Source organism: Gilliamella sp. B3464, assembly GCF_026536145.1.
Taxonomy (GTDB): Bacteria; Pseudomonadota; Gammaproteobacteria; order Enterobacterales; family Orbaceae; genus Gilliamella.
Genome location: NZ_JAFNOQ010000001.1, coordinates 180,579 through 203,292 on the forward strand (window position 1 = coordinate 180,579; position 22,714 = coordinate 203,292).

Consider the following 22,714-nt stretch of genomic DNA (forward strand, 5'->3'; position numbering starts at 1 on the left):
ATTTAACGCCAAAAAATAGCTCAAACCATCAAGTGCTAAGATTAACAGATTAAATATTGTACTTATTATCCCCGTCAAATAACTGATCAAGTTGCTCTATGAACTGTTTTGCTGGTTGGCAATAAAAAATCCCGTATTCGGGCATACCCCGTAAGAAAAGATAATACACCCCACCAAAATGGTCTTGATATTGATAATTGACTAAACGACTTTTTAAAAATCGATGTAATGCTAAACAATAGAGTTGATATTGTAATTCATAACGATGTTCACACATTACCTGCTCTAATGCGGGCTTTTGATAATAAGCAGCAGAATCACCTAACCAGTTCGATTTATAATCAACAATATAATATTTACCTTCAAATTCAAACACTAAATCAATAAACCCTTTCAACATACCTTGTACTGTTTCAAAATCTAATTCTGGGCATTGTTTAGATAAAGGGTCATATTGTTTACACAAAGAGTCCAATTGCAAGCTAGACACTGCTTGACGAATAGGTAAATAAAATTGAAGCTCGTGAATACATTTTCCACTTAATATTTGCGCTAATGTAAGCCCTTGCTGATTAATTTTTGTGCTAAGCACCTGTTGCATCCAATCTCTTACAACATCGATCCAGATTGCGTCTAAATTGAGTTTTTTTACCATTTCATCGCATAATTGAGCAACATTATTCCCTGCAACATTTTCCATCATTGTATGCATAAGCGTACCAACATAAGCTCCTTTTGGAAAATGATGAATATCATATAATTGCACTAACTGTTGCGCTTGATTATCTGATTGAGATTCATCCCAATCATCGAAGATGGCATAATTCAATATTGAACTACCATTATGCTTTTGAAGTTCAGTATAACTTGTCACACGCCAACAACTCGAAAGCTTTCGCTTAAATACACTTGCAAACAAGGTGCTATTTGATGTTTTTGGTGAAATATACTGTTCACCGACTATAGGTAATTCAACCTCAATTAAATTTGAAAATTTGGCTATCGATTTTAAATCATCATTTAAAAGATAATTAATCGCTGATTGATTTTTTTTCAAAGAAGCTAAACCAATACTACAATGATAAACAGAGCGAGTCATTGCCACGTACAGCAATCGTAAATCTTCTGCCAGATGTTCATCTTCAATTTGTTGTTTAATTTCATCAGTTAACGACCACGCATAGCTTGGCTGATAATCATTATGTTTATCGTGATAAAATTGGCTATTAGCAGGGCGATATTTAGCCGCAAATGGCAACCAAACTATTGGAAACTCTAACCCTTTAGATTTATGTATCGTGATAATTTTGACCAAATTTTCATCGCTTTCTAAACGTTGTTCATGATTGTCTAAATTCAAATCGGGATTGACTATTTGTTTAGTCAACCAACGAACTAAAGCCGGTAAACTATCTAACTCATCCGCGGCGGCTTGTAATAATTCCCCTAAATGCATGAAGTTAGTCAATATTCGTTCGCCATTCTGGCAAGCTAAAAGATTTTCGGCTAAGTGTCGCCGTTTCATCAAACGACGTAACATCACTAATACCCCATAGTGTTGCCAAATAATCTGATATTGTTTAAATTCCTCTACTAAATTTTCCCACTGATCTTGATCATCAATCAATTGCTCAAGTTCTGCCATGGTTTGACCTAATAACCTAGTCATTAGCGCTAAACGTAATGCTGCTTCATTTTCTGGCATGAGTACGGCTTGCAATACAGAAAGCACATCCTGTGCTTCGGTTGACGAAAATACGCTATTTCGATTGGATAAATAAACGCTTTTAACCCCATAAATCGCTAGTTTTTGTTGAATTATTTCAGCCTCTTGTCCGGTGCGCACTAAAATTGCAATATCGCTAGTTATCACAGGGCGTTTGCCATCTTTATCACAGATGAATATTGAACTATCCGTTAACCATGAAACAATTTCTTTAGCACAACAAATCGCCATATGTTCTTGATAATCTGTAATAGTTGTTATTGTTTCAGGTAATAGATAAGCCGTTAAGGCATTTGCCTCTTGATCATTGATTATCAACGTTTTTTGATTATTTCTTGTTGCACTTTCCATAGGTAAAAAGGGAATGCGATCAAAAATAAAAGGATGTTGACGATTAGCGAATAACTGATTTACAGCCTTTACCATTTCAGAAGAAGATCGGTGATTAACATACATGGTAAAATTATTTTCGCCTGCCGACTGTTTTGCTTTTAAATACGTAAATATATCAGCGCCACGAAAGCTATAAATTGCTTGTTTGGGATCACCAATAAACAATAAACCTGTATCTACTCGCTGCTTATTATAAATACGATCAAATATTTGATATTGTGCGGGATCGGTATCTTGAAATTCATCGATTAAAGCAACACAATATTTTTTTGCAATACTTTGTGCTAATCGATGACCATTTTTGGTCTGCAAGGCCCGATTAAGTTGCCAAATTAGATCGTTAAAACTCATCTCGGCACGTTTAATCTTCTGATAATAAATGCCTTTTTGTATAATTTTAACAATATGCATCAAAATTTCGTTGCGTAAATCAAGTTGGCTTGTATAAAGTTGTGCTATTTGCTCAAAAACTAAATGTCGTGGAGCCGTCTTATCGGTTTTGGTTTTTTCAATTAATACCGCTTGACTAAACTTTTCCAGTTCAGCGGGTAACTTAAACGTCGTTGTCGGTGTTTGGCACCAAGCCGAAACTTTGGCAATCCAATTAGGTAAATAACGATTACTATAAGATTGTTTACTGACGCCTGACTGAATAATGATATCGGTTAATTCATTTACTGATTCTAACCAAGCCTGTTTTAACATTTCGATTTTGTAAAAATTACGCTGATAAAAATCATTAATAATATTCACAAGATCGATATTATCATCTGTGTTTTGGCTAAAATCAAAACTCAAATAAGGTTTAATACTTGCTAATAAGGCATCTGGATCTTGCCAAGTTGCAAAAACTATCTGAGCAAGTGGTTTATTTAAGGGAATAAAATAATGACGCCAAAAATCTTGGGTAACTTGTAAGTGTAATTGCTGCTCATCAGTAATTAATTTTTGTTCAAAAAGTACACCCGATTCAAATGCATGACTAGTCAATATTCGCTGACAAAAACTATGGATGGTATAAATAGCCGCATCATCCATTGATTGTTGGGCTTCAGTGAGTTTTTGAATCGCAGCTTGACGGTCATCAATTAATTCAATCAATTTTTGATATATCGGATCTGAATGGTTACCTTGCAGTAATCCTGTTCTTAGTTCTTGTATAGTTGCTCTAATGCGTGAACGCAGCTCTTGCGTTGCCGCTTTAGTAAAGGTGACAACTAAAATTTGATTAATACTCAGTGGGTTAGGATAACTGTTTTTGCCTATGCCTAATAACAATCGCAAATAGATAAAGGCAAGTGAATAGGTTTTACCTGTTCCGGCCGAGGCTTCAATTAAGGTACGTCCGGTTAACGGTAAATCAAAAAGATTAAGTTTTTTTACTCCGCTTGATGAAACCATTCAAGATTTCCTGCGGTGCCAATTGAGTAGTTAATACATGCAATTGCAGCTGTTGGAAACATCGGTGGCGAAATATGAGGGCAAAGCTCATTGACTAAATAGCCGACTAATGGAAGGTGTGAAACTATAATCACTTGCTTAACATCTTGGGATATAAGGGTCATTAAAAAATCAGCAATTGAAGCAGCACTTCCACCTGGAACCAAAAGCTTTTCTGTTTTTACTTTTGAAATAGAAATATAAGAGGATAGTTGAGCAAACGTTTGCTCTGCTCGTAAATATGGACTCACTAAACCTAAGTCAAATTTAAAATGTTGCTGTTGAAGCCATTGACCGGCTTGATTCGCTTGTTCAATGCCATAAGCAGTAAGTGGTCGACTTGCATCAGATGAAGCAGAAAATCCTGCTTCACCATGTCTCATAATACAAATTTTCATTAATGACAATTAACGTAATTTTAATTGAAAAATTAAGCACTCAGCGCCACAACAAAAAGTAAACTTAGCAGTTAATTTAAAACCATCTGCAACTTTGTCGATACTGCTATTAATTTCACAGGGTTCAGTTGCAGCATCTTTTGCAGCTTGTGTTAATGATACTAATTTAGCTTGAGCTTCTGATTCTGACGCAAAAACGTGTTCGTATTCTGCTGTGCAATCCTCATTATCGATAATTGTTCCAACATCAACACAACAACATGCTGGTGTTTCATTTGCTTTACATTTATTTAGTGAATCTGTCATCCTGTACCTCTATTAATCATTTAGTTTTGACATAGTATACTCTCAATCAAACTTAAGGGCAAAGTTCTAACATTTTTTTAACAACCTAATAACTGACATAAAAAAACGTTTTTTATCAATCAAAAATAGAAGTTTTTTAAAAATAACCTTTGTAAGTCACGGTTATTTCTCAAGAATAATTATTGTCTTAGCGTTTTCTTTTTGTAGTATATAATATTTGCAGTATTTATTTGTATTGGTGTTTTTTATGCAACAACGTAGTAACGTCCAGAAAATGGCAATTTTAGTCGCCGCAACATTTTTTATGGAAAATTTAGACGCGACAGTTATTACTACCGCTATTCCTAATATCGCAAAATCATTTTCAGTTAATCCTCAAGATATCTCAGTTGGAATTAGTGCCTATATGTTAGCCCTTACCATAGGTTTACCTGCAAGTGGTTGGCTGGCTAATCGTTTTACTGCACATCGAATTTTTTCAATCTCGATTGTTTTGTTTATGTTAGCATCTTTACTCTGTGCACTCTCAACTAATCTAACCATGTTTACGCTGGCAAGATTATGCCAAGGATTAGCAGGATCGTTAATGGTCCCTGTTGGCCGCACGGTGGTACTTAGCCGGACTGAAAAACAAAATTTAGTCAATACTATATCAATACTGGTCTGGCCAGGATTAATCGCTCCGGTCATGGGACCTGTGATTGGTGGATTTTTCGCGCAATATCTAACATGGCATTGGATTTTCGTTTTAAATATTCCACTTGGATTTATTGCCCTTTTTTATGCATTCAAACTTCTACCAAAAGAACTACCGCAAATACGCGCATTTGATGGCATTGGTTTTATTTTGTGTGGATCAGGTTTATTGCTCTTTGTTTATGGACTTGAAATGATTTCACATTCACAAAAGAGTATAGGAATAAGCCTTTCAATCGTTTTACTTGGCTGCATAATGTTAACAATGGCATGTTATCACTTAACTCACAGCACACATCCACTGATTAGCTTACAGGCGTTTTCTAAACGTACATTTAGAACCATGTTTTTTGGGGGATCCTTAATCCGAATCGCCTTAAGCAGTGCCCCATTTCTTTTACCTTTGATGTTTCAAGTTGGATTTGGATACTCACCATTAACAGCAGGTGCTTTATTGCTGGTGCTATTTGTTGGTAATATTCTTTTTAAATTGATCAATACACCGTTAATTGAACGATTCGGTTTTCGAAATATACTGATTATTAACGGAATAGTGTTATCAGCGAGTTTTATTTTATGTGCATTTTTTACAGAACAAACCTCGATTATTACTATGATTATCGTTCTTTTTCTATCAGGAGGAGCACGATCAATCCAATTTACTACCTTAAATACACTAGGTTTTTCTGAAATCGAAAAAAGTGAAGTTCAAAGTGCCAATATTTTATCTACTTTAGCACAGCAACTTAATAATGTTCTTGGCATTGTACTAGGGGCATTATTCTTATTTATTGCATCTTGTTACCATGATCATAATAAAACAATGTTAAGTGTTGAAGACTTTCAATTTGCTTTATTGATGGTTGCAGGGCTGACAATCATTGCTATGATTGATTTTATTACACTACCTAAAAATGCTGGTGATAATGTGCGAGGAATAAAATAACGAAGAAAAGCCTCTGCCTTAAGGCAGAGGTTAAATTAATTAAAATTTTGGTGCTGACGAGCGACCTCGTTTTTTCGAAAATCCTTTATCATTCGACTCAGATTTACTACTTCTACGTCCACCACGTCTATTATCAGATGAAGCATTACTCACTAAGCTCATTTTCATCGGTTGATTAAGCACTCTTACCTTTTCGAAGTGTTTAAGAATGTCTTGAGGCATACCTTTAGGTAATTCAACAGTTGAATAAGTTTCGTAAAGTTTGATATTACCAATATAACGACTACTTATATCAGCTTCATTAGCAATGGCACCAACAATATGTCGAACTTCAACACCATTCTCTTTACCAATCTCGATTCGATACATGTCCATATCGCCAACATCACGACGTTCTCGACGTTTTGGTGTTTCACGATTATCACCACGCAAACGGCGCTCACCACTGCGATTATCACGATCGCGACTATCACGAGATGGTTTCATCACTGGATCTGGTGGTAATATTAACGGGCGCTCGCCCTGAGCCATTTTTAAAATCGCAGTAGCGATCGTTTCTAAATCTGTATCACAGCTTGCTTGAATTTGTGATAAGAGTGCTTGATATTGGTTAAGATCAGCACTTTCTAACTGTTTTTGTACTTGCTCAGTAAATTTTGCTAAACGACGTTTTTCAATCAATTCTTTTGAAGGTAATGCGACTTCTGGTATTGATTTTTTAATGGTTTGTTCAATGTTTTTAAGCAAACGACGCTCACGGCTATCGACAAATAAAATCGCGCGTCCAGCTCGACCTGCGCGACCGGTTCGCCCTATTCGATGAACATAAGATTCAGAATCAAGTGTAATATCATAGTTGATGACTAAGCTAATACGTTCAACATCTAAACCACGTGCTGCAACATCGGTTGCAATTAAAATATCTAATCGACCATTACGTAAACGATCAAGAGTTTGCTCTCGTAATTGCTGCGTCATGTCACCATTTAATGCTGCGCAGCTATAACCATGTTTTTCAAGAACGTCGGCAACATCTAACGTGGCGCTTTTGGTTCTAACAAAGATAATCGCAGCATCAAAATCTTCAGCTTCTAAAAAACGAATAATGGCTTCGTTTTTACGCATACCTCTGACTAACCAATAACTCTGATCAATATCAGGTGCGGTTTGATTGGTTCCTTTAATTTGCACTTCTTTAGGGTTTTGCATAAACCGTTTAGTAATGCGACGAATAGGTGCTGGCATTGTTGCTGAAAATAGTGCTGTTTGATGATTTTCAGGAATCGTTGCCATGATACTTTCAACATCATCAATAAAGCCCATTCTTAACATTTCGTCAGCTTCATCAAGAACTAAACCTTTAAGATTAGACAGATCTAATGTTTTACGGTTTAAGTGATCCAGTAATCGCCCCGGTGTTCCGACTACAATTTGCGGACCTTGTTTTAAAGCGCGTAATTGTACATCGTAACGTTGTCCACCATATAATGCTAAAACTTTTATGCCTTTCATATATTTTGCATATTCAGCACATGCATCGGCAACTTGAATAGCCAACTCTCGTGTTGGTGCTAAAACCAACAGTTGTGGTGCTTTTAAATTAGCATCTATATTCATTAAAAATGGGATAGAAAAAGCAGCAGTTTTACCACTGCCAGTTTGTGCCATTCCTAATACATCGTTACCTGCTAACAATAAAGGAATACATTCAGCTTGAATCGGTGATGGTTTGCTAAAACCAAGATCATTTAATGCATTAAGGATATCCTCGGATAAACCAAGGTCAATAAAAGAAACTTCTTTTGTCATGTAAACTCGCTTATAAATTTTATTATATCTAAACAGGTTATTTGCACTGTTAATAATATTAAGCACAACTTAATATCGGCAATGTGCCATGGCTAATTTAATAAAACCAAGAATAGATAAATTTATGCCAGCTCACTAAATTGAAAATTTACAACTCACCCCAATAACTAACTGCCAATATTAATACTATCGATAATTACTCAGCAAAATTTAACGATGATTAGCGTTTTATCATAAAATAGATAAAGCAAAATAATCAAATCATTAAAATTCAGGAGTATATTATTGGCAAATCAGAACTACGCTATAACAATATTTTCACTTTTAAACTGGCATGACCCTTGTTACTTTTCTTTTTCTTCAAGTAACTTCATTTCGTAGAGTGCCTGTTGATGTTCAACAAAGTTATAAATATTATTAGCTAAAGCATATTTAAATAACATTTTGGCACGCTCATTATCACCTTTACTTTGATAATATTTACCTAAGTAAAAGTAGGCTTCACATAGGCGCTCAGCTAATTGCCGATTACTTTCTACACCTTGTTGAAGATTTTGCATCAATTTAGATTCATTAATTTTACCTAAATAAAATGCAACAATATCGCTACTATAAATCGTTTTATCATTAAGCAGATCATAACGTTTTTGTAGCTCATGCTGTGCAACTTTATTATCGATTTCTTTTTCGATCAGATAAAGCCACAAAATTCGAATGGGTTCATTCACATCATATTGATAAAATTGCAACGCATCACGATCTGCTGATTGATAATGCCCAGTACGGTACAACGTAATTGCACGATTTAAGTAGGCATACGCATAAGCAGGATCAAGCTCTAAGGTAGTATTAAACGATGCTAAAGCCGAATCGAAGTCACCATCGCGAAGTGCATAATTACCTAAAAAATTATACAAATCTGGAATTTCAGGATTAAAGCTTAGCAAATGTGTAAAATCACTGTATGCAAAAGCTTTAAAACCTAATGAATCGTAGACAATACCTCGCTCAAAAATGAGCTGCATACGTGTAATGGTATCAATATCATTTTGTGATAACTGCTGACTGAGCTGAGCAATTTTCAATTCATCCTCGTAAGAAACTTGCTCAGGAACAGCCAGTACAGGTAAAGAGTTAGAACAACCTGATAAAAGAATAACAGCTAGCAAAAAGCAGATAATTCTCAGGTTGAATAGTCTCATTTTAACTCCTAGTGAATGACATTTTATTCAGTAATTGGTGCGACATCAGCAGCAGGCTCAACAGCATCTTTCATGCTTAAACGAATTCTACCCTGCCGATCTATTTCTAATACTTTAACATTCACTTCTTGTCCAACTTTCAAGTAATCAGAAACTTTCTCAACGCGATGATCAGCAATTTGAGAAACATGCACAAGACCTTCTTTACCACCAATGATTGATACAAAAGCACCAAAATCAACAATTCGTGTCACTTTACCGGTATAAATTTTACCCAACTCAACATCAGCAACTAAATTATTGATACGATTCATTGCATCTTTAGCTTTATTACCATCAGATGCCGCAATTTTTACTGTACCATCATCAGTGATTTCAATCGTAGTACCCGTTTCTTCCGTTAAGGCTCGAATCGTTGCCCCACCTTTACCAATAATATCGCGAATTTTATCTGGATTGACATTCATAGTATAAATGCGAGGCGCAAATTCAGAGATCTCTTGACGAGGTTTATTAATTGCTTGCTCCATCACACCTAAGATATGTAAACGTGCACCTTTAGCTTGATTAAGGGCAATTTGCATAATTTCTTTAGTAATACCCTCAATTTTGATATCCATTTGCAGCGCACTTACACCTTCACGTGTACCGGCTACTTTAAAATCCATATCGCCAAGGTGATCTTCATCACCCAAAATATCAGATAGAACAACAAAATTATCGCCTTCTTTCACAAGTCCCATCGCAATACCAGCAACAGAAGATTTAATTGGCACACCAGCATCCATTAATGCAAGTGAAGCACCGCACACAGAAGCCATTGAAGATGAACCATTAGATTCAGTAATTTCAGACACTACGCGCACAGTATATGGAAACTCTTCTTTGCTTGGCATTACAGCTGCAACACCACGCTTAGCTAAGCGCCCATGACCAATTTCACGACGTTTTGGTGAACCGACCATACCTGTTTCACCAACTGAATATGGTGGGAAGTTATAATGAAGTAAGAAACGTTCTGTATATTCACCTGTTAACTCATCAATAATTTGTGCATCGCGCTCTGTTCCTAGTGTTGCAGTAACCAGTGCTTGCGTTTCACCACGCGTAAACAATGCACTACCATGCGTTCTTGGTAACACATTAGTACGAATATCTAGCGCACGGATCATATCTTTTTCACGACCATCAATGCGCGGTTCACCAGCAATAACACGTTGGCGAACAATTTGACTTTCTAATTCAACAATAATGTTAATGACTTGATTTTCATCGAGTTCTTCATCTTGTGCTTTTAACGTTGCTAACACATCGTCTTTAATGAGATCAATTTGTGCATAACGTGCTTGCTTTTCAGTAATTCGATAAGCTTCACCTAAACGATCTTTAGCCAATTCGGCAACAGCATTATATAAAGCTTCGTTCTTAGCTGGCGCAACCCAATCCCATTTTTCACAATTTGCTTTAGCAACAAATTCATTAATATTATCAATGACAACTTGTTGTTGATCATGGCCAAATACCACAGCTGCTAGCATCTGATCTTCTGAAAGCAGATCCGCCTCAGACTCAACCATTAATACTGCACTTTTTGTCCCAGCTACTACTAAGTCTAAACGGCTATGTGCCAGTTCTTTAACTGATGGATTAAGAACAAACTCATCATTAATAAAACCAACTCGAGCGGCGCCAATAGGACCATGAAACGGTACACCAGATAAACAAAGGGCAGCTGAAGCACCAATCATCGCAACTAAATCAGGACTCACGTCAGGATTTACAGAAACAACTGTTGCGATAATTTGAATTTCGTTAACAAATCCTTCTGGAAATAGTGGACGAAGTGGTCGGTCAATTAAACGAGCAATTAACGTTTCGCCTTCGCTAGGACGACCTTCACGTTTAAAAAAGCCTCCAGGAATACGACCGGCTGCATAACTACGTTCTTGATAATTTACGGTTAAAGGAAAGAAGTCTTGACCTTCTTTCACTTTTTTATCAGCAACAACGGTGACAAAAACAGCCGTATCATCCATATTAACCATTACCGCAGCTGTTGCTTGTCGAGCCATTATACCCGTTTCTAAAGTTACGGTATGACGACCATATTGAAATTTTTGATGTGTCGGATTAAACAAAACAATTTCCTCTTGTATTTTGTGTGTTGAAGTTTGAATTTGAACAAAAAGTAACATAACACGAATTAGGCTACTCACTTCAACAGTGTGGGGATATCAAACAAAAGATTATTTCACTGTCACGACTAATGACAAATCTATAAACTATAGAGCTCTCATTAGTCGCGCGAAACATGAGATACAATCTTTTATTTTTCCGAGCTCGATATTATATCAGAGTCCTAATTTTTCACAACGAAAAAGAGGCCTAAGCCTCTTTCCAAGTAGATAAGTTATTAGCGACGTAAGCCTAATTTTTGAATTAGTTGGTTGTAACGTTCGATATCTTTACGACGTAAATAATCTAATAATTTACGACGGCTAGAAACCATACGTAATAAACCACGACGGCTATGGTGATCTTTTTTATGCGCTGAAAAATGACCTTGTAAGTCATTAATACGTGCAGTTAAAAGAGCAACTTGAACTTCAGTTGAACCTGTGTCATTAGTACCACGACCATATTCGGCAACAATTTTCGCTTTCGCTTCTACAGTTAGAGACATAATAAACCTCTTAAAATTAATATTAATGATGGAATGTCCGATCTCTAATTCAGACATACCTCGATATTCATATAAACATTATATGAATTGTGCGCAATTATACTCAAATTTATTAAAATAGCAATTTGAATTATGGTCATTATTGCCTGCTACTTAAGCTTAAAACCATATTCTTCTTGTATCAGTTTTTTTAGTGCTTCTATATAGTTTTGTGCCGACATACTCAATTGCACTTTTTGAGAGGTAATCCAACCGATTAATATTTTTTCATTAACACTCAGTGGAATTGATAAAATATCAGAACCATTCAAATCGGTACTTAAAACCCCAGTGCTAATTGTGTAACCATTTAATCCATGTAATAAATTAAATAACGTTGCCCTATCACTCACATGAATGCTTTTTTTATGATAGACCGTACTTAAAATCTCTTCAGAAAAATAAAACGAATTATATTCACCTTGCTCAAATGATAAATACGGATAATCTTCCAGATCATGTAAGGTTAACGATTTCATCGCAGCTAAAGGATGATGGGTACTAATAAACACATGTGGATCGGCTTCAAACAAAGGATTAAATGTTAAACGATGCTCTTTAAGTAACCGCAATATGACTTTTTGATTAAAATCAGTTAAATAGAGTATACCCACTTCACTACGTAAATTAGCCACATCGGTAATAATGTCGTAAGTTCGCGTTTCACGTAAGGTAAATTCATATTCGTCAGTATGATTCTTCTTGATTAAATTAACAAAGGCATTCACAGCAAACGCATAGTGCTGGGTCGAAATGCTACATAGTTGCTTTGAGGGCGCCTTTTTAGCATAGTGCTGTTCTAATAACTCAGCTTGATCCAATACTTGTTTGGCATACCCCAAAAACTCTACTCCATCGGTTGATAAAGATACTCCCTTTGAAGTGCGTACAAAAATTTCAATGCCAAATTCGGCCTCTAACTCTTTAACCGCTGTCGACAAGCTAGGTTGGGTAATATATAAATTTTTAGCCGCTTCATTGATGGAGCCTGATCGAGCTATTTCTAAAATATAGCGTAATTGTTGTAATTTCATAACGTGAATTGATAAAGTTTTTTCAGCAAATCATTTGCCTTGATATAATTAAGAATATAACAGATATTAATGATTATAAGATAGACAAACTTAAAAAAATTAAATCAGATAATAATTAGTCCATTTTTATCTAAAACATTTTTTAAACATTATCCAACTAATGAAAAACACGCAATAAATTTCCTACCTTTGATTTTTTCATCCACATAATGCACATAGCAGGCTTTTGCAACTCATCATTCACTTTTTAATTAAAAAAGTATTAGCTAACACCGCGTATTTTATATTAAGAATATCGGTATCAATAGTAAACATTATGCTTGTGTTTATGGATTTTCGATTAAATCATTGTCTAAAATCAGTCTATCTTGCCAGTTACCTTTATAACTGCCGCCATGATAACAAATCATCTCATCAATATCATAATTCATCAGATTTTTTATAGAACTTTGGGCTTGAGCCAAATCATAAGCAAACTCTGGAAAAGGTATAACTAATTTATCAATAACCAAAACGAGTGCATCACCCGCTATCAGGGTTTTATTTTCCTTGATATATAACGATATGTGACCTTGGGTATGCCCAGGCGTAAAAATAACCTCTACCCCTTCACCAATAGGTAAAACTTGATGGTTGAGCAAAATATCATCTACCTTAACACCTTCTATATTTTCTAATATTTTATGAAAAATCAGTGCTTGTTGCTTATCATTATCCGACAAGAAAGGATATCTTTTTTCTGCTTGCTCTAAACGCAATGGTTTTTTATGCTTTTCTATATAGGCTTTTTCTATACTTGATGACAATATTTGAATATGAGGAAATCTTTTCTTAAATTCTGCTAACGAACCTATATGATCGAAATCATGATGCGTAATGATAATATGAGATAACTTATTTAAATCAAGATCACTCTTTTTTGCTGCTGCTTCAAATAACTCAAACTGACAAGGATACCCCGCATCAATTAAGATCATATGACTATCATCTTGTATAATGACAGGATTAATTATCTGCTCAATACCGTTATATTCAAATTTTATAGCAAGTACAATTATTTTCATTTTATGCTCACCTTACTCGATACTTATGTCCGTAAGTTAATTAGCCTGTATTGGTATTATTGAACCACGCTATGTATCACTATCCCTTACTGACAATATAACATATGGTTAATCAATTAACTGTTGATTTTTATCATTCATATACCTTCTACATTTTAGCAATACTTAACAAACAGACAAAAATTTTACCTTCATTGTTAATAAAGCTTAATCTTTCTTGTTTTTATAAATTGTAAAAATAAGCTGTGGTAAAGGTATTCAATAATCAGTCTAAACAGATTTTTTGAGCAGAAATTTTGCTATATGGAGTTTAACAAGATTAAGTTGTCTGAATACAAAAAAAGACTATATGCCTCGAATGTTAAAGGCCTATGTATTAATTGTGTGTTGCTTAAAGCACATCAAAATATCTATTTATGTGTGGTTATTAGCTGAAACAAGCTTGGTGATAGTTGATATAAAGTTGGAATAAAGGCACATAATGACAATTTCATAGTTAACTCATTTATCTTAATGAAATACGTTAAGGCATTTTTATAGCTTTAACTAAAGACTTCCTGAGGATAGGCTATTAAAATGTAAAAATCTACCTCGCCAAATTTTTGCTTTCTTTAACTACCTACACGGTATTGAGCTTTTTTAATCGATCTTGCCATTTTTCGGCGTATTTCTAAACTACCTACACGGTATTGAGCAATAAACAACTGTGCTAGCTAATAGTCTGTTTTTTCTAAACTACCTACACGGTATTGAGCTTTGTATTTTTACTATTTTTATTACGCTTGTTTTTCTAAACTACCTACACGGTATTGAGCTCATTAATGATTTCGATGACATCATCGATGTTTTTCTAAACTACCTACACGGTATTGAGCCAGTATCCCGTATCGCTCGAATTCATCATTACTTTCTAAACTACCTACACGGTATTGAGCTAGAACAGCACATACTATAATCGCCTTTGGCATAAAGGTAAATATTGTTTTATTACTTAAAAACCCTTTTTTTCTACTGTTTTGTAACGCTCTGATTTTATTGATCTTTAAATTCAGCGAAAAAAAAGGGTAAAAACGATGAGGTAATTATTGATAATGTTTAAATGATATTGACTTGAAACAGTCTGTTTGAAATCTAATGCGATCAAATTATAATTGATAATTACTCTGCTCGATAATTTATTTAACAATGTTAAAAATACCTCAATTACTTTTTATTTAAAACAGTAACAACAATCGTTGATAAACGAACCTATACTTTAAATCGTAACGTTAAGGAAGTGTGTCAAATATTCTTGTTAGCTTTGGGGCGATAACCATGGCAGCATATTATTACCATTACATTGAAACAGTGCATTAAGTATATTTAGATCGTTTACTGCAAAAGTATTGAAAATGTAAAAATCGTTCTATTAGTTTAGCTTAAATATATCTATGTTATTACGATTAAAATTCTGAATCTTTAGTGTTCCACGCTTTATTAGCTAAATATATTAAAACAAAATTTATCAGCAATGACGGTTATCTAACAATCAAAACCAAAATCTAATCATCAGAAGAAATTCTCATAAATCAGCTTAATGCTCATAACTGTAGAAACAATAATTAACATTGGTCTTATTAATTTTCTTCCTTTCGCAATAACCATTTTAGCGCCTAATCTTGCGCCGATGAATTGTCCGACTAACATGACTAAACCTATCGACCAGACCACTTGTCCGCCCATAATAAAAAATAACAATCCCGCTAAGTTTGAGGTAAAGTTTAGGACTTTGGTATGAGCAGTTGCTTTTGTCAGATTAAACCCTGCAAGGGTAATATAGGCTAAAGCATAGAAGGAACCGGCACCGGGTCCAAAAAAGCCGTCATAAAAACCAATTGCTAACGCCGGAATAAGGGCAAATTGTAGGGTGGTCAGGCGGCTTTTGCGGTCTTGTTCTCCGATTGTTGGTGAGAGTAGGAAATATAACCCAACACTGATCGTTAATATCGGTAATAATAGTCTTAGAAAATCGGCTTGTATATGCATCACCGAAACAGTACCAACTGCGGAGCCGATAAAGGCGAAGATAATTGCGATTTTTTGTTCTCTAAGATTAACCATGCGCTCACGGATAAAGTAGAGACTAGCCGAGAATGATCCACCACAACTTTGTAACTTATTAGTCGCTAAGGCACTAGCCGGCGGTAAACCGACTGCCAATAGTGCCGGCACGGTAAGTAACCCTCCTCCACCGGCAATTGAGTCGATAAATCCCGCTAAAACTGCTATGGCAAATAGCAGAATAAGAAGTTCGTAATTCATCGCGGATTCACATCACTGCATTGAGCACGATAACGAAGGTAGTGATCCATTAAAACAATAGCAACCATTGCTTCAGCGATGGGAACTGCTCTTATACCCACGCATGGATCATGCCGACCATGCGTCGATACTTCAACGGCTTCACCTTGTACATTAATCGATCGACCTGCAATTTCAATGCTTGGGGTAGGTTTTAAGGCAATGTTGGCTAAAATGGTTTGTCCTGAGCTGATACCGCCTAAGATGCCACCAGCGTGGTTGGATAAAAAACCTTCTGGACTAATCTCGTCGCGATTTTCGCTACCACGTTTAGTAATAACGGCAAAGCCATCACCTATTTCGACCCCTTTAACTGCATTAATACTCATTAATGCATGGGCCAATTCAGCATCTAACTTATCAAAAACTGGTTCACCCAGCCCAACAGGTACATTTTCAGCGACAACAGTGACTTTCGCACCAATTGAATCACCCTCTTTTTTTAATTTTCTTAATAATTCATCAAGTTGCTCAAGTTTACTTTCATCAGCACAAAAAAAGGAATTTTGTTCAACTTGTTGCCAATCTCTTAATTGACATTCAATATCACCCATTTGAGCTAAATAACCACGAATAGTAATGCCGAGTTTTTCGTTTAAATATTTTTTAGCTATAGCACCTGCCGCAACACGCATTGCTGTTTCGCGCGCCGATGATCGACCGCCACCTCGGTAATCACGTATGCCATATTTTTTTTGGTAGGTGTAGTCAGCATGACTAGGGCGAAAGATATCTTTAATTTTGCTATAATCTTGTGAACGTTGATCGGTATTTTCAATCATCAAACCGATACTGGTGCCGGTTGTGACACCATCAAAAACACCTGATAATATTTTAACTTGATCTGCTTCGCGGCGCTGCGTAGTATAACGAGAAGAACCAGGACGGCGTCGATCGAGATCGTGCTGCATATCGGATTCAGTTAAAGCAAGTCCCGGTGGTACACCATCTACAACACATCCTAATGCTATGCCATGTGATTCGCCAAAAGTGGTGACTTTAAATAACTTACCGATCGAGTTTCCAGACATAAATTTTATTTCCAATGATTAATAACACATTATTTAAAATAGTGGTGAAATTCTATTAAGGTTTGACACGATATTGAAAATACACCAAGTCCACCATGTTCAAACGTTATCCAATTGAATGGAATATCAGGATATTGTTCTTGCAAACTGATCCAACTATTTCCTACTTCACATATTAAAACACCATTTGGTGTTAGATAATTGACGGAATCACGTAAAATTCTTTTCACAAGATCTAAGCCATCAACGCCCGCTTCTAATGCCAATTTAGGTTCATATAAAAACTCATCAGGGAGATCACGCATGTCTTCGTCATCAACATAAGGAGGATTTGAAACAATAACATCATATTTTTTAACCGGCAGATTATCGAATAAATCCGATAATATCGGCGTTACTTGAAATTGCATTTCATGTAATTCAATATTCGTTTGCGCAACATCTAACGCCTCTAATGATATGTCAGAAATATCAACTTGCGCATCAGGAAATGCATATGCACAGGCAATACCAATACAACCACTGCCTGTGCACATATCTAATATTAATTTTGGCTCAGTTGTTAACAAGTTGGAAAAGTGATTATCAATTAATTCACCAATTGGTGAGCGCGGTATTAACACCCGTTCATCAACATAAAATTGGTGACCACAAAACCAAGCTTGATTGGTTAAATAAGGCGTTGGAACCCGATCTTCAATGCGTTTTTGAATCAGATCCAGTAACTGTTGTTTTTCAGACTCAGTAAGACTGCTGGCATAAAATTCTGGCGGAATAAATAATGATAAACCTAATGTTGTTAAAATAAGCTGCTTGGCTTCATCAATCGGGTTATCAGTTCCATGACCTAAATAGATATCAGACTGGCTAAATTGGGAGGTTGTCCAGCGTATAACGTCCTGAACAGTGCGTAAGTTTTCCATAATGGCTCCAAATATTCTAGGAGGAGGAAGGTTCTACTCGTCACTTTCGGTCTTGTTAACGTGAATGCAAATTGTCAAAGTAACATTGAAAGTCACTCCTGACAGTTAAAACCTGACGGCTTTTATCCTTCAATGACTAAATAATAAAAATTTGTGGCGGTGAGGAAGGGATTCGAACCCTTGATACGTTGCCGTATACACACTTTCCAGGCGTGCTCCTTCAACCACTCGGACACCTCACCAAAATTTCTCAACCCGCTAATTAAAGCAGGTTGCATACTATAATGATCACAAGCTAATTAATCAAGCTTTTTAATTCATTACAACAATAGTACCAAATGCGGCTAAAACAACTAGTATAGCGACAACAGTTACTAAAGCAAATTTCAAATTTGTACACATGTTTATTATCTCCAATTATTTGTTGAACCCAGCTTTATTTAATTGATTGATCTAATGAAATAAATCCACTTACGGGTTGACTAACATCAATTTTTGGATAGTTAGGCGCTAAATCTAATAGAATCTCAATCGCTTCATTTAAATAAGCATCGGGTATTTTATAGTCCTTAGGTAAATCGTCTAATTTAGCGATGGCTGGTTTTCCTTCACGAGCCAAGCGTTCATTCATTCTTTTTAGATCACGATCATCATAAGTTTTTCGCTCTGCTTCACGCGATTTTTTGTTCAACGAAACAATATACTGACGATCCTTCTTGTTATTAAAATCACTGATATCTTGTTCAAGATAGATGAATTCAGGATTTTTAGCTATTCGCGTTAAATGCTTAGCCGTTAAATCAGGTAGAAGCGGTTTAACATTAGCAACAGTCAAATATTCAGACGAAGGAATTTTATCCCATGGCATAGCATTATCTAAGAACCGCTCGCCCGTTTCGTCCATATATTTAGTTTTACTCATTTCAATGTCAGGCTCAACCCCTTTCAGTTGGGTACTGCCACCGTTTATACGGTAAAATTTTTGTACAGTATATTGCACACCGCCAAGTTCAGGCCAATTGGGATGTAATCTTGAATCAGAAGGATAGGCAATATTACGAGAAGTTTGTACCGTGCCTTTACCATAAGTTGTTTCACCAACAATAACAGCGCGTCCATAATCTTGCATGGCTGCGGCGAAAATTTCAGAAGCCGAAGCGCTATATCGATTGACCATTACAACAATAGGGCCTGCATAGTCGGCACCTTTATTTTTATCGTCGTAAACGACAACTTTTTGTAAATTATCGCGAACTTGTACTACTGGTCCATTGTCAATAAATAATCCCGTTAGGGTAATAACTTCAGCTAAAGAACCACCGCCATTATCACGTAAATCAATAACTAATCCTTGCAATTGTTCATTTTTTGCTTGCAATAATAGATCGTGGACTTTATCTGTTAAACCCATATAAAAACTTGGAATCTCAATAACACCCACTTTTCCACGTTCATTATTGATAATTTTTAATTTGGCTTCACGATCTTCAAAATGAATCTTATCTCGCGTTAGTTCAATAATTTTAGATTTACTATTATTACCTGCTGGTAAAATTTCTAATCTAACTACTGTACCTTTTGGACCACGAATTTTATCGACAATATCGTCTAAACGCCAACCGATAACATCTTCAATAGCTGAGTTTTTTTGACCAACACCGATAATTTTATCGCCAACAGCTAGCAACTTACTTTTTTCAGCCGGCCCACCAGTGACAAAAGACATGATGACAGTATAATCATCTTGTTGGCTGAGCGTTGCGCCAATACCTTCAAACGATAAACTCATTTCAGAATCAAAATCACGTTTTGAACGCGGTGCTAAATAACTGGTATGCGGATCAATTTCACGTGCAAAAGCATTCATAAACACTTTGAATGCATCTTCATTATTGGATTGTAAAATGGTTTTTATAACACGATTATATCGTTTGGTTAGTGCTTCACGAATTTGTGCTTCATTTTTACCAGATAAAGACAAACTGAGCTCGTCATATTTAACACGTTTATCCCAATAGGCATCGAGTTCTTTTTCAGAAGTTGGCCAAGCAATATCTTCACGTTTAAAATCAATTTCGTCATTATTGGTGAAGTCCATTGGGCGCTTCAAAACCTCAAGAGCATACTTATAACGATCATAACGCTTTTGTAAGGCGAGATTATAAATATCGTATGCAGTTTTCAAATTACCATCTAATAATTCTTGTCCAAGCGAATCTTGCCTATTTCGAAAACTATCCACATCACTTTGAATAAATATTGCTTTGCTACCATCAAGCATTTTGAAATAACGATCAAAAATTTTAGCCGAAAAAGCACCATCTAAAGCAAAATTACGATAATGTGCTTGAGTAAAATAGTTAGTAACTCTTCTCGCCACAACTTGGTGTATATCATCTTGTTTAAGAACAGGTATTTGCTCGTTATTAACTTGCTTAGCCTGCGTACTTTGGCTAACAATACATAAAACAAGGCTTAATTTGATAACAACTTTGAGTAATTTATTCATGCAAATTCTCTATTTGGTAATAATATGCTCAGGTTTAACAGTTAATTCCATGCCAGAGCCGACATTCACCTTAATATGTTCTTTTTCAATATTAATGATTTGAACTCTTAATGGTTTATTGCCTAATAATACTTTAACAAAGTCACCCACTTTTAAAGCCTTCGGTTTTTTGACTGGTGGGCGAGAATTTTTACGTTTTTCTTTCGCTCTTTCTTTGGCTTTTTGTTTACTTTCTTTTAACTGTTGTTGGGCGTATTGTTCTTGTTCTTCATTAATAATATCATCAGGATTTCCATCTAAATCAACTCGATTAGCACCCGCTTTAATACTATATAAATAACGCCAACTCATCGTATAAGCACGCAATGCAACACGAAGTTTGGTTTTACTCAGAACTTCACTTTCGCTCAAACGAGAAAGGATATCTTGAAATATCCCTATTTTGAGAGGTTTAGCTTCGCCTTCAAGCGTAAAACAATTAGGAAATTGTTCGACTAAATATGCAATAATCTCTTTACTATTTGTTAATTGAAACTGACTTTCCATTGGTAATTCCATTAGCAACTAAATTGAATTTTACTAGCGTTAAAGTATATCTCAGCTTAAACAATAACACTAATTATCTTTTTTCTGTTTATTAATAAAAGTAATAAAATCTTTAATACCATTACGCATTAACCAAGATGCAACGATAGATTTTTCATCATCCGATAATTGTTCAAATGCAATCATCCATAGTTGAAAAGGTTCGATAGGTGATACGACGTAGCTTGCACTTTCTTCTTCTGCATACAGTGCTTTTTTGACAACTAACGGTAAACTGGCAATATGATACTCTAGCGCTTTACCACGAACACCCGTTCTTTTTCGTGAAGTCCATTTTTCGGCTCTAGCTTTTCGATTGACGCCTTGTATCGTTGATGGCATCCCTGCAATGCTTGATAGCTCTTTTGACGAGAACCATTCTTTCATTTTCACTATCCTATTTTAGCACAATAAGAAAAAATTACAGAAATTAAAGAAACTTTGATACAATAAATTAAGAAACATAATTATTAATAACTAAAGTTCAATTGTAAACTTACTTGTTTTAGTAACATCAAAGCATAACATAGATGCACAAGGTTATAAACTAAGAGGAAATAAAAAATGAAAATAAAGTCTAGTGATTGGCACCCTGCAGACATTATTGCCGCCTTAAAAAAACAAGGAACGACCCTGGCAAATCTATCCCGACAATCGGGTTTGAGTTCATCAACATTGAGTAATGCGTTAGTTAGACCCTGGACTAAAGGCGAAGTTATTATAGCTCAAGCTCTCAATTTACAACCTCATGAGATCTGGCCTAGTCGTTATATTAATTCAAATACAAACCAACCAATAAAACGCGTCCTAAGACAAAATAAAGACTAAAAATAAAAATTATTGTACATTAATAACAAATACGCGGAAAATATGGAAACAGTAAAACACATATAGTTTCCATATTTACATAAAATCGACCAATTTCTTTGATTAATGATAATTTGATTTTTTCAAAATTAAAAAATGCGCTCATCTTGAACGTTGACGAGCATGTGTTATTATTGACACTTCAAAAATTATGTTAGTTGTCAGGTAACAATACCATGAAAAATATAAGTAAATTCATTATCGCACTATTTTCAATTATTATCCTTTCAAGCTGTAGTCAAAAGAATTTTGTCGAACAAGGCACACCATTAAGTAAAGAAAAAGTCAGTCACATCGTTGAAGGTGCAACCACCGAATCACAGATAATTTCATTATTTGGCGAACCAACGAGTAGAAAGGTCATTAATGCTAACGAGACCCAGTGGACGTATAAATATACTAAAAAAAGCTCTACCAGTCATATGCTCATTGGCGAAACCCAATATAATATTCTTGAAGGAACACTTGATGTGCTAATTTCAAACGGTGTTGTAACTTGGTTTAATTACGACGAAAATGAAAGACAGAAAAAATGGTAATTGATTTATCTTAATACAAAAGCTAGCGCATCTTTTTGATGTGCTAGTAATTAAAATAGTTCACAGACTACCCCCTATTGATTAGCGCCTTGTTATTAGGCCTGTTTATTCGTTAATCATTTTTAAATGCCTAAACATTCAACATTTATTTAATCAAGTCCAAGACAGAGCTGGACAAAATTAT

General features: G+C 35.4%; 19 protein-coding genes, 1 tRNA gene and 1 CRISPR repeat array. Of the genes, 3 read left to right on the forward strand and 17 right to left on the reverse strand.

The annotated features are described in order from the left end of the window. Positions 1 to 49: 49 nt before the first annotated feature. The 3 genes from recB to J3U57_RS00765 are packed head-to-tail and all read right to left on the reverse strand — an operon-like array spanning position 50 to position 4,263. The gene (recB, locus tag J3U57_RS00755) at positions 50 to 3,520 is read right to left on the reverse strand and encodes an exodeoxyribonuclease V subunit beta (protein WP_267343558.1); all 3,471 of its coding nucleotides are present in this window, start codon (positions 3,518 to 3,520) and stop codon (positions 50 to 52) included. Next, on the reverse strand, positions 3,499 to 3,942 hold the full coding sequence (gene sixA / locus J3U57_RS00760; RefSeq protein WP_267343559.1) for a phosphohistidine phosphatase SixA: 444 nt from the start codon (positions 3,940 to 3,942) through the stop codon (positions 3,499 to 3,501). The genes recB and sixA overlap by 22 nt, the downstream gene beginning before the upstream one ends. Positions 3,943 to 3,966: 24 nt before the next feature. Beyond that, positions 3,967 to 4,263 (reverse strand): YfcZ/YiiS family protein, encoded by a 297-nt coding sequence (locus J3U57_RS00765; RefSeq protein WP_267333325.1) that lies wholly within the window; start codon positions 4,261 to 4,263, stop codon positions 3,967 to 3,969. A gap of 247 nt (positions 4,264 to 4,510) precedes the next feature. On the opposite strand from J3U57_RS00765, the gene J3U57_RS00770 reads away from it, so the two are divergent. Continuing rightward, positions 4,511 to 5,905: an MFS transporter gene (locus J3U57_RS00770; RefSeq protein WP_267343560.1), complete on the forward strand. Its 1,395-nt coding sequence runs from the start codon at positions 4,511 to 4,513 to the stop codon at positions 5,903 to 5,905. Positions 5,906 to 5,944: 39 nt separating this feature from the next. Here the strand turns inward: J3U57_RS00770 and J3U57_RS00775 are convergent, their stop codons facing one another. The 14 genes from J3U57_RS00775 to J3U57_RS00835 all read right to left on the reverse strand — a co-directional run bounded on the left by J3U57_RS00775 (position 5,945) and on the right by J3U57_RS00835 (position 21,511). After that, positions 5,945 to 7,714 carry a DEAD/DEAH family ATP-dependent RNA helicase gene (locus J3U57_RS00775; protein ID WP_267333323.1) on the reverse strand — a complete coding sequence of 590 codons (1,770 nt, stop codon included), beginning with the start codon at positions 7,712 to 7,714 and terminating at the stop codon, positions 5,945 to 5,947. Between the two features lie 344 nt (positions 7,715 to 8,058). Further along, on the reverse strand, positions 8,059 to 8,916 hold the full coding sequence (gene nlpI / locus J3U57_RS00780; RefSeq protein WP_267333322.1) for a lipoprotein NlpI: 858 nt from the start codon (positions 8,914 to 8,916) through the stop codon (positions 8,059 to 8,061). A 23-nt stretch (positions 8,917 to 8,939) separates the two neighbouring features. Further along, positions 8,940 to 11,054 carry a polyribonucleotide nucleotidyltransferase gene (gene pnp, locus J3U57_RS00785; RefSeq protein ID WP_416379567.1) on the reverse strand — a complete coding sequence of 705 codons (2,115 nt, stop codon included), beginning with the start codon at positions 11,052 to 11,054 and terminating at the stop codon, positions 8,940 to 8,942. Positions 11,055 to 11,329: 275 nt separating this feature from the next. After that, complete coding sequence (rpsO, locus tag J3U57_RS00790) at positions 11,330 to 11,599, reverse strand: 30S ribosomal protein S15 (RefSeq protein WP_065634359.1); 270 nt, start codon at positions 11,597 to 11,599, stop codon at positions 11,330 to 11,332. 149 nt (positions 11,600 to 11,748) lie between these two features. Beyond that, the gene (locus J3U57_RS00795; RefSeq protein ID WP_267333321.1) at positions 11,749 to 12,672 is read right to left on the reverse strand and encodes a LysR family transcriptional regulator; all 924 of its coding nucleotides are present in this window, start codon (positions 12,670 to 12,672) and stop codon (positions 11,749 to 11,751) included. 326 nt (positions 12,673 to 12,998) lie between these two features. Continuing rightward, complete coding sequence (locus J3U57_RS00800; protein WP_267343561.1) at positions 12,999 to 13,736, reverse strand: MBL fold metallo-hydrolase; 738 nt, start codon at positions 13,734 to 13,736, stop codon at positions 12,999 to 13,001. 607 nt (positions 13,737 to 14,343) lie between these two features. Continuing rightward, a CRISPR array of direct repeats spans positions 14,344 to 14,671; the repeat unit is 28 nt; unit sequence TTTCTAAACTACCTACACGGTATTGAGC. A gap of 613 nt (positions 14,672 to 15,284) precedes the next feature. Then, complete coding sequence (locus J3U57_RS00805) at positions 15,285 to 16,037, reverse strand: TSUP family transporter (protein WP_065634356.1); 753 nt, start codon at positions 16,035 to 16,037, stop codon at positions 15,285 to 15,287. Beyond that, positions 16,034 to 17,107, reverse strand: a complete 1,074-nt coding sequence (aroC, locus tag J3U57_RS00810; protein WP_267343562.1) for a chorismate synthase — start codon at positions 17,105 to 17,107, stop codon at positions 16,034 to 16,036. Before aroC ends, J3U57_RS00805 begins: the two co-directional genes overlap by 4 nt. Positions 17,108 to 17,136: 29 nt before the next feature. Further along, positions 17,137 to 18,030, reverse strand: a complete 894-nt coding sequence (gene prmB / locus J3U57_RS00815; RefSeq protein WP_267343563.1) for a 50S ribosomal protein L3 N(5)-glutamine methyltransferase — start codon at positions 18,028 to 18,030, stop codon at positions 17,137 to 17,139. Between the two features lie 154 nt (positions 18,031 to 18,184). After that, positions 18,185 to 18,272, reverse strand: a tRNA-Ser gene (locus J3U57_RS00820). A gap of 70 nt (positions 18,273 to 18,342) precedes the next feature. Continuing rightward, positions 18,343 to 18,432, reverse strand: coding sequence for a YnhF family membrane protein (locus tag J3U57_RS12725; RefSeq protein ID WP_416379566.1), 90 nt, complete (start codon positions 18,430 to 18,432; stop codon positions 18,343 to 18,345). Between the two features lie 34 nt (positions 18,433 to 18,466). Then, positions 18,467 to 20,539: a carboxy terminal-processing peptidase gene (gene prc, locus J3U57_RS00825; RefSeq protein ID WP_267333316.1), complete on the reverse strand. Its 2,073-nt coding sequence runs from the start codon at positions 20,537 to 20,539 to the stop codon at positions 18,467 to 18,469. A 9-nt stretch (positions 20,540 to 20,548) separates the two neighbouring features. Continuing rightward, positions 20,549 to 21,085 (reverse strand): RNA chaperone ProQ, encoded by a 537-nt coding sequence (gene proQ, locus J3U57_RS00830; RefSeq protein WP_267333315.1) that lies wholly within the window; start codon positions 21,083 to 21,085, stop codon positions 20,549 to 20,551. Positions 21,086 to 21,154: 69 nt separating this feature from the next. Beyond that, positions 21,155 to 21,511: a DNA-binding protein gene (locus J3U57_RS00835; protein WP_065634351.1), complete on the reverse strand. Its 357-nt coding sequence runs from the start codon at positions 21,509 to 21,511 to the stop codon at positions 21,155 to 21,157. Positions 21,512 to 21,688: 177 nt separating this feature from the next. Between J3U57_RS00835 and J3U57_RS00840 the strand changes: the two genes are divergently transcribed. Continuing rightward, entirely contained in the window at positions 21,689 to 21,952 is a 264-nt protein-coding gene (locus J3U57_RS00840) for a helix-turn-helix domain-containing protein (RefSeq protein WP_065634350.1), read from the forward strand. A gap of 215 nt (positions 21,953 to 22,167) precedes the next feature. Then, on the forward strand, positions 22,168 to 22,530 hold the full coding sequence (gene bamE / locus J3U57_RS00845; protein ID WP_267343564.1) for an outer membrane protein assembly factor BamE domain-containing protein: 363 nt from the start codon (positions 22,168 to 22,170) through the stop codon (positions 22,528 to 22,530). The last annotated feature ends 184 nt before the right edge of the window (positions 22,531 to 22,714 follow it).